The organism is Nonomuraea sp. NPDC048892, assembly GCF_040649735.1.
In the GTDB taxonomy this organism is placed as follows: domain Bacteria; phylum Actinomycetota; class Actinomycetes; order Streptosporangiales; family Streptosporangiaceae; genus Nonomuraea; species Nonomuraea maheshkhaliensis.
On the sequence record NZ_JBEZFZ010000010.1, the window covers coordinates 178,007 to 194,415 of the forward strand.

The following is a 16,409-nucleotide window of genomic DNA, read 5'->3' on the forward strand; positions in this document are numbered from 1 at the left end:
ACCTTGCTCATGGAACGTCCTTTCAGAGTGCTTGCGGAAAGTCGAAGAAGCGGTCCGGGTCGTAGAGTTGTTTCACCGCGCGGAGACGGTCGAGGTTCTCGCCGTGGTAAGCCGAGGGGCCGTCGGTCAGGGTTGGATCCGGGAAGTTGGGATACACCCGGCCGGAGCCGTCTTCGTGGGCGATCGCCCAGGAGGTGTCGACCCAGCCGGGCGTGCCGACGTGCTGGAGGAGGAACCGTTCGTCGCGGTGGGCGAACGCGGTGGCGTCGGGACCGACGCGGTTGTAGGCGCCACCCATCGCGGTGAACGACAGCCGCCCACCAGGCTGGTGATCCAGCAACTCGGTGAGAACCCGGTCGGAGAGCGAACGGGCAAAGAATTCGGATCGGGTGTGGTGCTGCTGCACCGGCTCATTGAAACTTCCCTTCAACTCAGGCAGCGACATGCCGCCCCGCAGGTCGAACGGAATCTCGTACCCGGCCAGATCGCTCAGCTCCCGGACGAGCTCCCGGGTCGGCTCCACCGCGAGAAGCGACGCACCAACCAGACCAGCCCGTACACCTATCGTGAGGTTGACGGTCAGGTTGTCGGGGATTTCGGGGGCCCAGGCTTGCCAGGCCGCGGCCAGGAGTTCGGGGTCCGGGGGAGACCACTGTGCGGAGATCCGGGTGATCGGAGCAGCCGGAACGGTTTCGAAGTGGAGTTTGGTGACCACGGCGAAGTGGCCGCCGCCGGCCCCCCGGAGCGCCCAGAACAGATCGGGCTCCCGAGCGGAATCGCAGTCGGCAACGGTGCCGTCGGCAAGAACGACCTGCGCGCCGATCAGCCGATCGCACGTCAGCCCGTGAGCGCGCCCGATCAGGCCGATGCCCCCGCCAAGAGTCAGCCCGGTGATACCGACCGTCGGACCGCAGCCGGCCGGAAGCGCCCGACCCGCGCCGTCCAACGCCGGATAGACCTCACCAAGTACGGCGCCGGCTTCGACAGTGGCGACATCGCCGGCAACGCTGATCGACCGCAGGTCCGTCATGTCGAGCACGACGTCGGCGCCCGACAGGCGATCGGTGAAGCAATGACCGCCTCCGCGCGGCACCAGCCGCGCACCGGACTGCCGTGCGTGCTTGATCGCAGCAACAACCTCCGCGACCGACCGGCACTGCACTACCTGGCGAGTGATCATGCTCCGACCTTAGGAGCGCGGCACCACCGGGTTCTTGAACAAATCGCGCATCCCGGCCAGGAACGGCAGGTACGACCCCGAGTGGTCGTGCTCACACCCGCAGCGGTTCACGTTCATGCCGAGCAGTTGCGTCGGCGTCAACCCGGTCAGCCGCAGGCATTCCCGGCTGAGGTGCGCCTGATCGGCGTACCCGGCATCGATCGCGAGTCCTGCGGTCCCGTCCGTCCCGCGCCGTCCGGACGGCGCCGCGCCGGCCTGCGCCAGGGCGAGAAATCCCTGGAACCGCAACGTCCGCTGCAACACCTTCGGCGTTATCCCGACCGCCTGCAGACACCGTCGCCGGAGCTGGCTCGACGACAGCGCCAACTCCGAAGCCAGTGAGTCGATCGACACCGGCTGCCACGGCATCAGTCCCCGGACGGCCTCTCGCACCAGTGGATCCAGCCGATCGGCGCGGAACTCGTTCAGCAGTTGCGCCTGCAGGTACAGCAGCGCTCGCTCCGGCGACGTCTCCCGAGCCATCCCCTCGACCAGCCGATCCGCGGTGTGCCCCCACAGATCCGCCAGGCTGAGCTGCTGGTCGACCAACTCGTCCAACGCCGCCGGCAGCGGGGGAGCAGTCCCCGGATGGAACCGTACGCCGACCAGCGTGGTGCCGGCCGGGATCACCTCACGGGCCGGTCGCGTCAGCGGCCCGAGCAGTCGCGGCCGCTCACCGAGCGGGAAGTGGATCTCGACCCCGCCGGTCGGCAGATGCCGGTGGACGTGGTCGGTCGCGCCGATGCGCTGGATCCACACGGTCCGGACCACTCCGGACAGCCCTCGCACCGGCAGGCTCTCGACGTACGCCTCCACTGTGGCCACACCCGCACTGAATCGGTGGCGCCGGGGTGGTGTCAACCAGATTCGCTCAGGACCGAAAAGGAAATGTGCCGATCCCTTGAGCCGGCACCCCGATCGGGGAGGTCCAGGAGCCCAGCTCTCTGTCAGCTCAACGAGCCTCCTTGGGGCTTACCGTAGCTGGAGGAGTTCTGTGCCGTTCGGGGAGCCGGTTCGCGAAGAACGCGCGGGTGCCGTGGACGAGAAGGTCCGGCGCCTGGTGGGCGGCGTAGTGACCCCCCGGTCGTAGGTGTTCCAGGACACGATGTTGGCATGGTCGCCGTTGATCACCGCCTGGATACGACCACCACCACCGCTGTGCGCATCCACTCCAACGGCGAGACCTTCTTAACCGCCGGCACGACCAGGCTCTCCAGCAGTTCCCGCCGCATCTCCACCGGCGTCTGCTCCACCAGGCCCGCACCTGCTCCAGGTGCATCACGTCGGAAGAGATCGTCTCGTCCGACAGTTCCGCCGCAGCCACGCCCGTCGACAATCAGGCAACTCTCTCCGTCGGTGACCGCCCGCAGAGCGTCGCGGTAGCCGCTGGCCCTTGCCGTTGACCTAGCGGTCACTGGGTCACCGGGTCTTGATCGTGGGTGGCCGGTTGACATCGGCGATCGGCCCGGCCGCCGTCCGTATGAGACCCCGTACGGTGGTCGAGCCGACGGTTTCCCTGCTCATCTCATGCGGCGTCCCGGTCGTCGCCGGTCGTGTAGTCGAAGAGGAAGGCGACGGTGTCCGGTCCCGCGGCGGGCACGCCGAGCGGCTCGCCGGTGAGCTGGTTCGCGCCGGTCAGCAGCGGAGGCAGCTCGCATCCGGCGCGTACGTCGATCGTCAGTGTGAGCGGCCCGGTCGGCACCGCGTGAGCCGTCACCCGCTGGCGCAGCGGCCCGATCCTGGCGATGACGCTCACCTGTCCGTCGTCCACCTCCAGGTCGTAGTGGTGCGCCTCATCGATGCGCAGTGAGAGGCCGACACGAGCGGCGCCGGGATCGAGCCGGGCGCTGAAGCGGGCGGACAGGTGCTGCTGCCGGCGGCCGACGAAGGTGGCGCCGGACCGGTCCAGGGTGCGGCCGAGCACGTGGAAGGCGGGGGTGGCGCCGCGTGGGCGGGTGCCGAGCAGCACCATCCACCAGGAGCCGTCGGCCGCCTGGACGAGGTCGCCGTGGCCGGTGCTATGAATAGGCCGGTCAGTGCTCACCTCCCCACCTCATGGCCTACTTAGGGTTATGAGATCTTACTCAGGGTAGTTATGGGGTTGCCGACTCCCGCTCGACGGGCTGCCTTCCCTCACCCCCGTCACGGCGCCGCGTCGAGGCAGGAGCGGCGGACCGGTCGATCACGTGATCGCAGGGATCACGAACCGAATGGAGAACCCCCATGTCCTTTTCCGCTGCCGACCGCCTGCGGATGCGCTTCGAACTCCTCGACGTCAACGGCAGCGGCTCGCTGACGTCCGCCGACTTCGAACTCTTCGCCGCACGCGTCTGCCGCGTGCTGGGCGTGCCCACCGGCGCCCCGGCGGCCCACGCGCTCGCCGAAGGGTGCCGGCGCTTCTGGACGGGGCTGGCCGCCGCCGCCGACCTGGACCAGGACGGGCAGGTGACCTTCACGGAATACCGCTCGTTCTCTCACGACGACGCCTGGTTCGCCGAGTACGGCGAGGCGTACGTGGGGGCGGTGTCCACCGTCTGCGACCTGGACGACGACGGGCTCATCGAGCGCGACCACTTCCTCGGCCTGCACAGCGCCGGGGGTTTCCCGCTGTCGTACTCGGTCAAGCTCTTCGACGACCTGGACGGCGGCGGGACCGGCCGGGTGAGCACGGCCGCCTTCGCCGCGTTCCTGCGCGCGTACTACACCGGCGCCGACGCGCTGCTCTGACCGGCCGATCGGACGAGGAACGGGGACCGCGCTCACATGCTGGTGTGCGGCGATCGCACGGTGAGCCGTGCCGAGTTGACGGCGCTGGCGGGCGAACGGGCGGCCAGGCTCGCGTCCTGCGGGATCGGAGAAGGTGATCTCGTCGGGCTGTGCCTGCCCAACGGCTGGGAATGGGTGGTGACCTACCTGGCGCTGGCGCGGCTCCGGGCGTGCTGCGTGCCGCTCCACGCGGCGTCGGCCGTCGCGGAGCTCGCCCATGTGATCCGCGACTGCGGGATGCGCGCGTTGTTCGTCTCCGCCGACCGAGCCGAGGCGCTGGCGGACACGGACGCCGGCCAGGTGCTGCTCTGCCCGGACGGCGTGGTTCCCCGTAACGGGCGGGCCCCGGAGCACGGGCAGGCGGCGCCCGCCGCCTGCCTGGCCTACACCTCGGGGACGACGGGGTCGCCCAAGGGGGTGATCCAGACGCGGCGGGCGGTTCGCGCGGGCGGCGCCAACCTGGCCGGACGCCTGCGGCTCGGGCCGCGGGACCGGGTGGTGACGGCGCTGCCGCTGGCGCACACGTACGGGACGAACGTCATGAACGCGGCGCTGCGCAGCGGCGCGGAGCTGATCCTGCTGGAGCGCTTCGACGTGGCCGCGCTGGCGGAGCGATCGGCCAGGCACGCGGCGACCGTGATGGCGGGCGTGCCTGCGATGTATCGGCGGCTGCTGCTGGAGCCGGAGGTGCGGCTGCCCGGCTCGCTGCGGTGCTGCCTCTCGGCCGGTCAGAGCGCGGGGGAGGACCTGGCTCTGGCCTTGGAGGACCGTACCGGCGCCCCTTATGCCGAGGGATGGGGGATGACGGAGCTGGGCGGCATGGCCACGCTGGCCGCGCCCGAGCTGGCCGGCCGCCACGGCACGGCCGGAACGCCGCTGCCCGGCGTGCGGCTGCGGGTGCGGGCGGACGGGAACGCGGCGCCGCCGGGCACGCCGGGCGAACTCCAGGTGCACGGCCCGATCGTCACGCCCGGCTACTGGAACGCGCCGGGGCTGAGCGCCGAGGCGATCGGCGCGGACGGGTGGCTGCGGACCGGGGACGTCGGCGTCATCGCCGCCGACGGGCGGGTCCGGATCCTCGACCGGATCAAGGACGTCGTCCTGTGCGGCGGCTATTCGGTGTTCCCGGCCGAATTGGAACGTGCCATTCGTGGTCATCCGGGGGTCCGTGACGTCGCCGTCGCCGGGTTGCCCGATCCGGTCCTGGGTGAGATTCCGTGCGCGTGGGTGGTGGGCGGGGGCGGGGCCGTCCCCACCGCCGAAGAGATCATCGGGCACTGCCGGGCGGTGCTGGCTCCGTACAAGCTGCCGCGCCGGGTCGTCTTGGTCCCCGAACTGCCGGTCACCGCGAGCGGCAAGGTCGACAAGCGTGCCCTGACCACTTCCGACGAGGAGCTGCATGTCGCTGAATGACCGATTCGGCCTGCACGGCCGTACCGCGCTCGTCACCGGGGCCTCGCGGGGCATCGGCGCCGCCGTCGCCCGCGGGTTCGCCGCCGCGGGCGCCGACGTGGCCGTGCTCGGACGCTCCCGCCACGACCTGGAGGCGGTCGCGGCCACCGTACGGTCGCACGGCCGCCGGGCCGTGGCGGTCGAGTGCGACGTCACCGACGCGGCCAGGATCGAGACCGCGTGCGCTGCCGTCGAGGAACGGCTCGGCGCGGTCGACATCCTGGTGAACAACGCGGGCGGGCCCGTCTTCCAGGCGCCGCTGCTGGACGTCCGCGACGACGGCTGGGAGCGGGTGCACAACCTCAACCTCACCAGCGCCTTCCGCTTCGTCAGGAGACTGGCGCCGGCGATGGCCGGACGGCGCCAGGGGGTCATCGTCAACGTCGGGTCGATCGCGGCGGCCCGGCCCTGGCCCGAGATCGCCGCCTACGGAGCGGCCAAGGCCGGCCTGCGGCACCTCACCCAAGCCCTGGCGGGCGAACTCGGACCCCAGGGGGTACGGGTGAACGCGGTCAGCCCGGCGTGGATCGACACCGCCGTCAACCGCGCCTACGTCACCGACCCCGCGCTCTCGGAGGCGGCCATGGACCTGGTGCCGCTGGGCCGCTGGGCGAGCCCGGACGAGGTCGCGACGGTGGTGACGTGGCTGGCCTCACCGGCGGCCTCGTTCGTCACCGGGGCCGACATCCCGGTCGACGGGGGCTTCGCGGTGGCCATGCCCTCGGGCGCGCGGGCCGCGCTGAGCAGGGTGCGCCCCGCCGAGGGGGCCAGGGCGTGATCGACGGACCGCTCATCGTGGGCGCGGGCCCCGTGGGACTGGCGGCCGCCCTGCTGGCGCGCGCCCGGGGTATGCCCGTCCACGTGCTGGAACAACTGCCTTCCACCGAGCCCAAGCCCGGCAGCCGGGCCATCTTCCTGCACCGGCAGACGATCCGGACGCTCGCGACCGCCTCGCCCTACCTCGCCGGCCGCGTGGTGGAGGAAGGGCTGGTGTGGGCGGGACGGGCGACGTACTGGGCCGGGCGGCAGGTCCATCACCGCCGCCACGCGCCGGTGCCGGCGGAGCTCGCGCCGTACGTCAGCCTGCCGCAGCCCCGAGTGGAAGCGCTGCTCCGCGAGACGGCCCTGCGGGCCGGGGTGACCTTCTCCTGGTGCGCGCGGGCCGACGAGGTGACTCTTCTGGACGGCTCCGTCCTGGTCCGGGCGACCGACGGCAGGCAGTGGCGCTCCGCGTTCGTGGTCGCCGCCGACGGCGCCGGATCGACCGTGCGGCGCCGGCTGGGCATCCCGATGAACGGCGTCCCGACGAACGGCATCCGGAGAGGCGGCTTCCGGAGGACCGGCGTGCGAAGGGACGGCGTTCGGGGGGACGGCGTTCGGGAGGGCGGCGATGCGCGCGGCGACGCGTTCGTCGTCGTGGACGTCGCCGGCGATCCCGACCGGCCGCTGCCCGCCGAACGGGTCTTCCACTACCGCCATCCGCGCGCCGAGGGCCGCAACGTGCTCGTCGTCCCCTTCGCCGGCGGTTACCGCGTGGACCTGCAATGCCGCGCCGATGACGATCCGGCGGCGCTCGCCGCCGACCCGTCCGCCTGGCTGCGGCCCTTGCTGCCGCCCGGCCACGCCGGCGAGATCACCTGGTCCTCCCACTACGTGTTCCGCCAGGCGGTCGCCGAGACCTTCACCAGCGGCCGGGTCCTGCTGGCCGGGGAGGCCGCTCACCTGTTCGCGCCCTTCGGCGCACGCGGGCTCAACTCCGGCATCGCCGACGCGGCCGCCGCCGTCGAGGCCATCGCCTCCATCGCCTCCATCGCCCAAGCCGGCCTCGTGCGCCCCGGCGACGAGCGTCCTGGTGCCGCCCTCAGCACCGAGCCTCCTGGCGCCGCCCTCGGCACCGACGGCTCTGGCGCGGTCCTCGGCGCACTGGCCGACTACGACCGGGTCAGGCGGGCCGCCGCCGAACGTAACCGCGTGGCCGCGGGCAAGGCGCTGGCGCACCTGACCGCCGCGGGCCCGCACCGCCGGGCCACGCAGCGCGCCGCCGCCCTCGCCGCCCGGATCCTGCCCCGCGCCGGAGCCTGGCTCGACCGCAAACCCTTCGGTCCCCGCGACGCCGGCATCCCCGGCAGCCTCTACTGAACGTTCACCCCTTGCGAGGTTCCCATGCTCCAGCGGATCGCGCCCCGGCCCGTCAGCGCCGAAACCTTCACCGACCCCCGCACCCGAGCCCTCCTGTCCCACCCGGGCAGCACCACCTGCCTGCTCGAACGTCTCCTGAACGACCGCCTGACGGTCAGCAGCATGAAGGTCTCCCGGGCGGCAGTGGGTCGGACGTGCCCTGAGGCGGCCGCGCCGCTCGGCGTACCCCTCGACGCTCCCGTCCTGGTCCGCCGCACCACGCTCGGCCTCGCGCGGCAGCACGTCTCCCGCAACCTCGTCCTGGCCCCGCTCGGCCGGCTGCCCTGGGCCGAGCGGCTGCTGCGCTCCTGCGCCACACCGCTGGGACCGCACCTGCCCCAGCCGCACCACCGCCGTCCGCTGGGCCTCGGCGTGGACACGTGGAGTCCAGGACGCGCCGCCGCCTCCAGGTGGTACCTCATCATCGACCCCGGCAGCACTCAGCCGGCGCTCTTCATCCGGGAGACCTTCCATCCCGATCTCTTCGATCCCGCGACATCGTGCGCGCACGTCCAGTCATGAAGGGCACGGCGGCCGGTAGGGGAGGCCGGGAAAGTACCGGTCCCACTCCTGTGAGGTGATCCGCGGGTGGGCCAGCCGGCAAACCCGGGCCGCGATCTGTTCGGCGTCGGTCTCCCACAGCAGCGCCGTGCGGTCGTAACCGCCGGTCGCCACGGTGTGCCGGTCCGGGCTGAAGGCCACGGAGGACACGCGGTCGGTGTGGGCTTCGAGTGCGGTCCGGAGTTGTGGCCGCCGTGGGTCGGAGAGATCCCACAGCCGGGTGGCGCCGTCGTTGCCCGCGGTGGCGAGGAGGCGTCCGTCCGGGCTGAAGGCCACCATGTTGACGCTGTCGGTGTGGGCGATCGGCGCGGCGAGCGGTGAGGGGTGGCGGGGGGGCGGTGAGGTCCCACAGCCGGGCGGTGTCGTCGAAGCTGGCGGTGGCCAGGGTGCGGCCGTCCGGGCTGAACGCGACCGAGACCAGGCCGTCGCGGTGGCCGGTCAGCGCGGCGCGGAGCCGGTGGTCCCGTACGTCCCACAGCCGAGCCGCCCTGTCGGAGGAGGCGGTGGCCAGGAGGCGCCCGTCGGGGCTGAACGCCACCGCGTTCACGCCCTTGGAGTGCCGGAACACGGCCAGTGCGCGAGGCCGCCCGGGGCCGGCGAGGTCCCAGAGCCGGGCCGTGTTGTCCCAGGCGGCGGTGGCGGCGGTGCGTCCGTCCGGGCTGATGGCGGCCGCGTTGACGTTGTCGCTGTGGCGGGCGAGCGCTCAGTAGGTGATGAATCCGTACAGGGCCAGATGGTTCGACTTCGTGCCGCTCACCGTGTGGTCGATCGGCGAGGGCAGCACGGTGCCCCTGACGAAGAGGTAGTCGATCTTCCTGGAGCCCATGGTCGCCTTCGTGCCGTGACCGGTCATGCCGAAGCCGCTGAGCGTGGTGGCGGCGATGTTCGTGCGATTGGCGTCGATCCCGATCACGCGGATCGCCGAGGCGTTCATCAGGGCGGTGGCGTCCGCGCCGACATGGATGCCGGAGTTCGCGATGCCCGTGGTGCCGGCGCCCGCGCAGGCGTTGGCGCCGTTCTGCTCGGGGAGGTGCATGGTGGCGGCGAAGACCGTCGTGCCTGCGTCCCTGATCGTGAACTTCGCCGCGATGGCGCTGGTCCGCTTCCATTTGTACGCGTTGGTGGTGCCGCTGTCGTTGTTCGGCGGCTTGTACAGCGTGCATCCGGCCCCGCCGGCGTACGACGTGCCTGGCTTGAGCCAGCCGGCGCTCCAGTACTTCGAGACGTCGCCGGCCGCGAGGCTCAGCGTCCTGGTGTTGTAGATGATCGCGTTGGTCTGCTTCTTCTTCAGGTCGCCGAGCTCCTGCTGGCTGCATTTGTGCGTGCTGCCCCACGGCTCGGGGTCGTCCCAGGCCACGATCGCCTTGTACGTGCCCGCCGAGTAGCCCATCTTGGCCGAGAGCTGGTCGGCGTAGGCCGAGGCCTGGCCGGTGCCGCGTACCTGCTGCACGATCAGCAGATCGGGCGCCTGCACACCGGAGGTGCCCGTCCGGCCCTCGTCGTCGACCAGTATCGAGGTGAGGTGATCGGGGCCGGAGATCCGGGTGCACGAGCCGTCGGCGTTGTTCGTCACCAGATTCTCGACGTTGTTGCTGTAGACCCGTAAGACCCGGTCCGCGGTGGTGGCGGTCGCGGGCGTGGTGATAGTCGTGATGAGGACGGCGGCGAGCACTATCGCGGCAGGCGCGCGGTGATCGAACAGCATGATCGCAGAGTAACCACGCCCCGGCGGCAGATACCAGGCCCGGCGGATCAGGAGAGATCGGCCGGCGTGATCTCCGGAGCGGGGAGAGGATCAGCGTCCGGGCGGGCGCGCAGACCGTCGAGCATGAGGCTGAGATACCGGTCGCCACCGGCCTGGCGGACGAACCGCGTCAGCGCCGCCCAGGCGTCCGGCTCCTCGTCCTCGGCTGTCCTGGCGATGGCGATCACTCGGTCGAAGCTGTCCAGCGCCACCCCGCGGATCAGCGCGTCGCGGTTCGCCCGCCCGGTCGGCGCTTACCTGGCGGTCGTCTCGGTGCCCCGCGAGCTGGCCCGCGACGGCGCGATGATCGCCTGCTTCGACGTGGGCCGCACCGCGATGGTGTACACCGCCGCGCATCTGGACGACGCCCGCGCGCTGTTCCTGTTCCGCACCGAGCGTCCGCTCGACTACCACCATCGCGACACCGACCGGCAGAAGACCCTTCCCGGGGAGTCCGGCTGTTCGACTCCTTCCCGGTACGGGACTATCAGCCGCCGCCGTCACCTACGCGACGTCGGGCCGGGTCATGAGCGGCGATCGCAGATGCAGCGTCAGATCGGGGCCGGTCAGGGGCACGGTGCTCCACGTCGCCGTCGCCGTCCCCGAGTCGGCGTCGACCACCAGCCGGACCCGGTGCGGGGTGGTGATGACGTAAAGGTCGGCGACGAACGTGTCGCCCTGCCAGGCGCCGGCCGCGACGACAGGACGGCCGAGCGGTGAGCTTTCCCGCCATTCGCCGTGGCCGGCCTCGACGTCGAGGGGCGCCCCGAAGCGCAGGAGCCAGCCGCCGTCCACGGGATCGACGATCACCTCGGTTCCGTCGGGGAGAGCCGAGTCCGCGGCGGAGGCGTCCAGTCTCGCCTTGGTGGAACGCCCCGGGGCGGCCGAGCCTGGCACTGGCGCGAGTGACAGTCGCCGCAGTCGATCGGCGAGGAGCTCGTCGTCTTTGGTGTCGTCCGGGTGGTCCACGCCGGGCAGCAGGCACTCCCAGACGGCGTCGAGCACGGCTTGGGCGTCTCCTTGGGCGGTCACGGCGACCACGAGATCGTGCGACGGGATCACCACACACTGCTGGCCGAAGGCACCGTGACCGTGGTAGCCGTGCCGCGCCATCCAGAACTGGTAGCCGTAGCCGCAGCTGAAGTCGGCGTCGCTCGATCCGTCCTCGAACGGCCGGCAACCGATCTGCCGGCTGGTCGCGAGCTCCACCCATGCGCGAGGGACGAGCTGCCGGCCGTTCCAGAGACCTCCGCGCAGCAGCAGCTCACCGAAGGCGGCGACGGCCCCGGTCGTGAGGTGCAGGCCGTGGAATCCGAAGGCGGCGCCGCTCGCCACCCGGTCCCATTCGGCGTGCTCGACGCCCATCGGGTGGAAGAGGCGCTCGTCGAGCAGTTCGGGCAGGCCGCGGCCGGTGACCCGTTCCACCATCCGGGCCAGGACGAAGGTGGTCGGATTGTCGTAGGCGTGCCGGGTGCCCTCCGTTTCGGGAAAACGTACGCGCATAAAGCCCTTCACCAGGTCGCCCGGCTCCAGCCGCCAGGCCTCGTCGAGGCTGTCCGCCTGGTGGCCGGTCGTCATGGACAGCAGGTGGTGGACGGTGAGGCGGCGTCCCTGCGCCGAGATGTCGGCCGGAACGTGCTCGGGCAAGACGTCCACCACCCGGTCGTCGAGTGAGAGCAGCCCGTCCTCGATCGCGAGCCCGACGGCGATAGAGGTGAAGGACTTGGTCAGCGAGTAGAGCAGGTGCGGGCGTTCAGCCGAGTACGGCGCCCACCAGCCCTCGGCTACGACGTGACCCTGGTGCACGATCATGAGGGAGTGGCACTCGACGGCCTGTGCTTCGAGCCGGTCCAGCAGGGCGCTGATCGAACGGGACGACATTCTCGCGGCGGCCGGTGCTGAACGCGGCAGGAGGGTGTGCTGAGAGGACACCCGGGCACCCTAACGAATCCGCCCCGATCCGCACGATCGAGTTTCCGACTGTGCTCGGGAAGCGCGGTCAGCCTTGTCTGCTCCGGCGAACGGGGCTGCCCGAGGTGGAGCAGCTGATCGCCAGTGCCACTCGGGCGTCCGTGAACCTTCCCGTCCTCTCACCCGACTGTGTCGGGTGACGGGTGATCGGCGTCGCCTGCCTGGCGATCCGGCACCCATCCCGACCATGGAGGAAACGATGGCGCACAACCCGAAGTTCATCCGCCGCCGGCTGGGGACGAAAGCTCTGGTCGTGGTGGCCGTGCTCGTCGCCGCGATGCTTCTCGCCGGCGTGATCATGCTGCTGAACTGAGACCTTCACTGAGCTGCGACCTTCGTCTCGCGGGCTCTGAACGGCCTGCTATGATGATCGCATCAGTTGAGCCTCTTCGGCTTGGACCCGCGTCCGCCGGAGAGGCTTTTTTTGTGCCCGGATCCAGTCCTACGACCCGATCGCCGTGGCCACTCCTCTTCCACCTCGCTCTAAGGATCGATCATGCACACCTGGAAGCTCGGCGACCTCGCCGTCAACCGGATCGGGTTCGGCGCGATGCGGCTGACCGGCGGCGTCGCCTTCGGCTCCGGCGCGCCGGGGGACCGCGACCGTTCGATCGCGGTGCTGCGGCGCGCGATCGAGCTCGGGGTCGACCACGTCGACACCGCCGCCTTCTACTTCTCGCCGAGTCTGTCCGCCAACGAGCTGATCAGGCAGGCGCTCGCCCCGTACCCGGACAATCTGGTCATCGCCACGAAGGTGTGGCCGGCGCGGGACGCCTCCGGGGCCTGGCACTGGGCCACGCCCGAGCAGCTGCGCGGGCAGGTGGAGGAGAACCTGCGCGGGCTCGGCCGCGACCACCTCGACGTCGTCAACCTGCGGGTGCCGCGGAGCCGGCGGGACGGCTCGATCGCCGAGCACTTCGGCGCCCTGGCTGCTCTGCGCGAGGCCGGTCTGATCCGTCACCTGGGCGTCTCCAACGTCACCCCGGCTCAGCTGGCCGAGGCGCAGGCCATCGCGCCGGTGGTGTGCGTGCAGAACGCCTTCGGTGTCGGCGCACCGGCCGGCGAGCGGGAGATGTTGCGGATCTGCGGTGAGCAGGGCCTGGCGTTCGTGCCGTTCTTCGCCATCGCCGGTGCCGGGCGCGAGGCGGGGGTCGGCGCGCCGGAGCACGAGAGCGTGCTCGCCGTCGCCCGCGCCCACGGCGCGACGCCCGCGCAGGTCCGGCTCGCCTGGACGCTGCGGCAGGGGCCGCACGTGCTGGCGATCCCTGGCACCGGCGACCCCGCCCACCTGGCCGAGAACGTGGCCGCGAAGGACCTGCGGCTGTCCGAAGAAGAGACGGCCCTGCTCGACCGGATCGGCTAGTTGATCCGGTGGCGAGGCGACCCCGCTGAACCGGATCGGCTGGTCGAGCCGGCGAGGAGATGGCCTTGCCGGCTCGGATCGGACAGCCGCTGAGGCCGGGATCGGACAGGTGTCTTGACGGCCGGTCGGGCGGGTCCCGACCATCGGTGGATGCGTCTTCCCCGCGTCAAACCCGAGCACGCGCCCCACCGCCTCGCCGACGGCACCATCAGGCTCGGCGGCGCCCTGTACGGCATCGCCTCCGAGATCACCGATGCCGACGGGTGGGCGTGGGCCGCGCTGACGCTCATGGACGGCACCCGTACCCCCGCCGACATCACCGCCGGGCTGCGCGCCGCCTTCCCCGTCCTGACGGGGGAGGACGCCGGCGACATCGTCGAGACGCTGCTCGCCTCCGGCCACGTGGAGGAGGCGGGACCGGCCGTCTGCGAGCAGCTGAGCGAACGGGAGAAGGAACGCTACAGCCGCAGCAGGGACTACTTCCGCTGGGTGGACCTCACCCCGCGCGACCACGGCTGGGAGCCGCAACTGCGGCTCAAGGCCGCCCGCGTGGTGGTGCTCGGCCTCGGCGGGACCGGCAGCCACGCCGCGTGGTCGCTGGCCGCCGCGGGTGTCGGACGCCTGCACCTGGTCGATCCCGACGTCGTGGAGCTGTCGAACCTCAACCGGCAGATCCTCTACACCGAGGCGGACCTGGGCCGGCCCAAGGCGGAGGTGGCGCTCGACCGGCTGCGCCGGGTCAACTCCGACATCGAGATCACCGGGGAGACGGCGTCGGTGGACGGTCCTGAGGCGCTGGCGCGGCTGATCGACGGCTTCCACGTGCTGGCGCTCTGCGCCGACCTGCCGCGCGAGCCGTACGGCATTCAGACCTGGGCGAACCGCGCCTGCGCCGCGGCCGGGATCCCGTGGGTGAGCGGCGGGTACCACGGGCCGCTGGTCAGCGTGGGCGTCTTCGGGCCCGGCGGGCCCTGCTTCGAGTGCGTGCGCGCCGGCATCGCGCCGCAGCCCGGCGGCGGGTACGCCTGGCCGGGCGTCACCGGCGCGTCGGCCGGGCTGTCCGGGCAGCTCGTCGCGTACGACGTGCTCGCGCAGGTGACCGGCGTGTCGAGCGTGCCGCCCGGCTATTTCCACGGGGTGACGCTGCTGGATCCTGACGGGCACGTGTATGCCAGGCACCCCTCACGGGACGGGTGTGAAATCTGTTCTTGATCGGAAGGCCTGGAGATCATACTCTCGCGGTTGCCGTTCCCGACCTCGATCGGTGAGGAGTGCGATGAGCAACATCCCAGTCCGGCAGGACCAGCAGGAGCGGAACCCGAGGAAGATCGTCGTGCGCAGGCTGGGCAAGTCAGGAGCCGCCGCGGCGCCCAGCCACGGCGTCTCCAACTGACCGCCCGGAGGTGAGCGAGGGAGACGGCGGGCCCGCCCGAGACGCGGTCGGTCCCACCCCCGGCGCGGTCCCTGCCGTCTCCGCCTCCGTTCATCGCCCAGGCAGGGAAGTCCCGGCGGTCTTGCCCGGCGGCTCGTACGGTTCCGCGCAGAAATAGCGGTTGAGCGCGTCGAGGACGCCCAGCAGCATGGGCGCGATCCCGGGATCGGCGCGGTGTACGTTGACCGACACCGTCATCCGGCGCTCGCCGACGGCGTCGGCGAAGCTGAAGGTCAGGTAGCCGGGAATCGCGCCGGTCGCGCCCCACAGCTCGCCGCAGGTGAGCCCCACCGACTCCAGGCCGAGCCCGTACCGGGGGAAGATCGGGGCCTGGGGTGTGCCGACGCCGGTACGCATCTGCTGCAGCAGGGCCGGGCTGACGAGCCGGCCGCCGAACAGCGCCCGGTAGAAGCGGTTCAGGTCGCGGGCGTCGGACACCACCCCGTACGCGGCCCAGGCGAACGACGGGTTCAGCCGGGTGATGGACCGCAGCGCGCCGGGCTCGTCGCCCGCGGGCAGGTAGTAGCCGGTGGCGTGCGGGCCGCGGATGCCCGGCTCGGTCCCGGGCAGGTAGGAGCGCGTCATGCCGGACGGGCGGAAGATCCTGCGGTCGAGTTCGGCGCTCAGCCGGTGGCCGGTCACCTTCTCCACCAGCAGTCCGAGCAGGATGTAGCCGGTGTTGGAGTAGGAGAAGCGGCCCCGTTCCGGCTGGGGGAGCCGTTCGGCCTCGTCGATGAGCCGCTGCGGGGTGTAGGTCCGGCGGCCGTACCGCTCGGGGTCGGTGAACTCGGGCGCCTTGTCGTAGGTGGCCAGGCCGCCGGTGTGGTTGAGCAGTTGCCGTACGGTGATCAGGTCGCCGTCGTCGATCCGGCCGGGCAGCCGCTCGCCGATGCGCTCGTCCAGGCTCAGCCGGCCCTCCTGGACGAGTTGCAGCACGACGGTGGCGACCATGCTCTTGGTGACGCTGGCGACACGGAAGCGCGCCTCGCGCGGCATCGGCGCGCGGGTGCTCAGGTCGGCGGTGCCGCTGGTGCCGATCCAGGTGCCGCGCTCGTCGTCGATCCTGGCCAGCACGCCGGGGGCGCCGGCGGCCACGGTCGCGTCGAGCGCCTGCCGCAGCCCGGCGGGCTCTTCGTGCGAGGACCGAGCAGATGCCGGGGCTTGGGCGGAGGCGGGGGCAGGGGCTTGGGCGGACAGCAGGCCGGCGGCGACGAGCGCGGCGAGGGCCGCGCGTTTACCGTTCATGGGGTGACGTGCTTCTTCCTGGTAGGGGTCGTGGGAACGATCTCCATCCTGGCGACGCGTGCGGCCGTTTCCCTCCGCACAGGTGACGATCTCCGCCTGCGACCGCGGTCGCACCCTCGTACGACTCCGGGCTGACTTAATAAGTGGCGCGGCCGACGCGCCGGCCATTAACGTCTTATCCATCGGAACACGTCAGGAAAGGCCAGTCATGCTGATCGCAGCCATCGAGTACGAGCGCGAACGACGCCGTTGCCGGCGTCGCGCGGCGCTCGGCTGCGCGCCGGCCAGGCGGGCCCCCGGATAATCCCCGCAGAGGATTCCTCCGGAGGCCGCCAGGTGACACACCAGGCGGCCTTTCCTTTTACCCGCACCTCGCGGCTGCACAATTGCACAGCGGAACACCAAGGGCTGATGGTGAAAAGGCATCACACCTGCCTTGCAAGCAGGAGTTCGGGTTTCGAGATCCCGTCGGTCCACG

General features: G+C 71.5%; 16 protein-coding genes, 1 tRNA gene and 1 pseudogene. 8 read left to right on the top strand and 10 right to left on the bottom strand.

What is annotated here, in order from left to right; all coding sequences use genetic code 11:
- Window positions 1-22: 22 nt before the first annotated feature.
- The 4 genes from AB0C28_RS30665 to AB0C28_RS30680 form a co-directional block, all read right to left on the bottom strand.
- A complete protein-coding gene (locus AB0C28_RS30665) occupies window positions 23-1,180 on the bottom strand; it encodes an FAD-binding oxidoreductase (RefSeq protein WP_357861122.1) in 1,158 nt (385 codons plus the stop codon).
- Window positions 1,181-1,189: 9 nt separating this feature from the next.
- Window positions 1,190-2,044 (bottom strand): DUF6597 domain-containing transcriptional factor, encoded by an 855-nt coding sequence (locus tag AB0C28_RS30670; protein WP_357861119.1) that lies wholly within the window; start codon window positions 2,042-2,044, stop codon window positions 1,190-1,192.
- 302 nt (window positions 2,045-2,346) lie between these two features.
- On the bottom strand, window positions 2,347-2,472 hold the full coding sequence (locus AB0C28_RS30675; protein ID WP_357861117.1) for a hypothetical protein: 126 nt from the start codon (window positions 2,470-2,472) through the stop codon (window positions 2,347-2,349).
- A gap of 272 nt (window positions 2,473-2,744) precedes the next feature.
- Window positions 2,745-3,263, bottom strand: coding sequence for a hypothetical protein (locus AB0C28_RS30680; RefSeq protein WP_358079398.1), 519 nt, complete (start codon window positions 3,261-3,263; stop codon window positions 2,745-2,747).
- Window positions 3,264-3,442: 179 nt separating this feature from the next.
- On the opposite strand from AB0C28_RS30680, the gene AB0C28_RS30685 reads away from it, so the two are divergent.
- From AB0C28_RS30685 to AB0C28_RS30705, 5 genes are read left to right on the top strand one after another with little or no spacing between them, the layout of a single operon-like run.
- Entirely contained in the window at window positions 3,443-3,946 is a 504-nt protein-coding gene (locus tag AB0C28_RS30685; RefSeq protein ID WP_357861111.1) for an EF-hand domain-containing protein, read from the top strand.
- 36 nt (window positions 3,947-3,982) lie between these two features.
- Window positions 3,983-5,398: an AMP-binding protein gene (locus tag AB0C28_RS30690; protein WP_358079400.1), complete on the top strand. Its 1,416-nt coding sequence runs from the start codon at window positions 3,983-3,985 to the stop codon at window positions 5,396-5,398.
- On the top strand, window positions 5,385-6,215 hold the full coding sequence (locus tag AB0C28_RS30695; RefSeq protein ID WP_358079403.1) for an SDR family NAD(P)-dependent oxidoreductase: 831 nt from the start codon (window positions 5,385-5,387) through the stop codon (window positions 6,213-6,215). The genes AB0C28_RS30690 and AB0C28_RS30695 overlap by 14 nt, the downstream gene beginning before the upstream one ends.
- Complete coding sequence (locus tag AB0C28_RS30700) at window positions 6,212-7,576, top strand: FAD-dependent monooxygenase (RefSeq protein WP_358079405.1); 1,365 nt, start codon at window positions 6,212-6,214, stop codon at window positions 7,574-7,576. Before AB0C28_RS30695 ends, AB0C28_RS30700 begins: the two co-directional genes overlap by 4 nt.
- Window positions 7,577-7,600: 24 nt before the next feature.
- Complete coding sequence (locus AB0C28_RS30705; protein WP_357861099.1) at window positions 7,601-8,137, top strand: hypothetical protein; 537 nt, start codon at window positions 7,601-7,603, stop codon at window positions 8,135-8,137.
- Here AB0C28_RS30705 and AB0C28_RS30710 read toward each other — a convergent pair.
- From AB0C28_RS30710 to AB0C28_RS30730, 5 genes and pseudogenes are all read right to left on the bottom strand, one after another.
- Entirely contained in the window at window positions 8,132-8,479 is a 348-nt protein-coding gene (locus AB0C28_RS30710) for a hypothetical protein (RefSeq protein ID WP_358079566.1), read from the bottom strand. The two genes, AB0C28_RS30705 and AB0C28_RS30710, sit on opposite strands and share 6 nt — an antisense overlap.
- An 88-nt stretch (window positions 8,480-8,567) precedes the next feature.
- Window positions 8,568-8,840 (bottom strand): annotated as a pseudogene (locus AB0C28_RS30715) (phosphotransferase); the annotation flags it as partial.
- A gap of 39 nt (window positions 8,841-8,879) precedes the next feature.
- Entirely contained in the window at window positions 8,880-9,881 is a 1,002-nt protein-coding gene (locus AB0C28_RS30720) for a hypothetical protein (protein WP_357861094.1), read from the bottom strand.
- 47 nt (window positions 9,882-9,928) lie between these two features.
- Window positions 9,929-10,132 carry a hypothetical protein gene (locus AB0C28_RS30725; RefSeq protein WP_357861091.1) on the bottom strand — a complete coding sequence of 68 codons (204 nt, stop codon included), beginning with the start codon at window positions 10,130-10,132 and terminating at the stop codon, window positions 9,929-9,931.
- Window positions 10,133-10,424: 292 nt separating this feature from the next.
- Window positions 10,425-11,852 carry a serine hydrolase domain-containing protein gene (locus AB0C28_RS30730; protein ID WP_358079407.1) on the bottom strand — a complete coding sequence of 476 codons (1,428 nt, stop codon included), beginning with the start codon at window positions 11,850-11,852 and terminating at the stop codon, window positions 10,425-10,427.
- A gap of 535 nt (window positions 11,853-12,387) precedes the next feature.
- Here AB0C28_RS30730 and AB0C28_RS30735 point away from each other — a divergent pair.
- On the top strand, window positions 12,388-13,254 hold the full coding sequence (locus AB0C28_RS30735; RefSeq protein ID WP_358079409.1) for an oxidoreductase: 867 nt from the start codon (window positions 12,388-12,390) through the stop codon (window positions 13,252-13,254).
- A gap of 150 nt (window positions 13,255-13,404) precedes the next feature.
- On the top strand, window positions 13,405-14,466 hold the full coding sequence (locus AB0C28_RS30740; RefSeq protein WP_357861078.1) for a HesA/MoeB/ThiF family protein: 1,062 nt from the start codon (window positions 13,405-13,407) through the stop codon (window positions 14,464-14,466).
- Window positions 14,467-14,737: 271 nt separating this feature from the next.
- Here the strand turns inward: AB0C28_RS30740 and AB0C28_RS30745 are convergent, their stop codons facing one another.
- Window positions 14,738-15,931 (bottom strand): serine hydrolase domain-containing protein, encoded by a 1,194-nt coding sequence (locus AB0C28_RS30745; RefSeq protein ID WP_358079410.1) that lies wholly within the window; start codon window positions 15,929-15,931, stop codon window positions 14,738-14,740.
- A 405-nt stretch (window positions 15,932-16,336) separates the two neighbouring features.
- Here AB0C28_RS30745 and AB0C28_RS30750 point away from each other — a divergent pair.
- A tRNA-Ala gene (locus tag AB0C28_RS30750) sits at window positions 16,337-16,407 on the top strand.
- The last annotated feature ends 2 nt before the right edge of the window (window positions 16,408-16,409 follow it).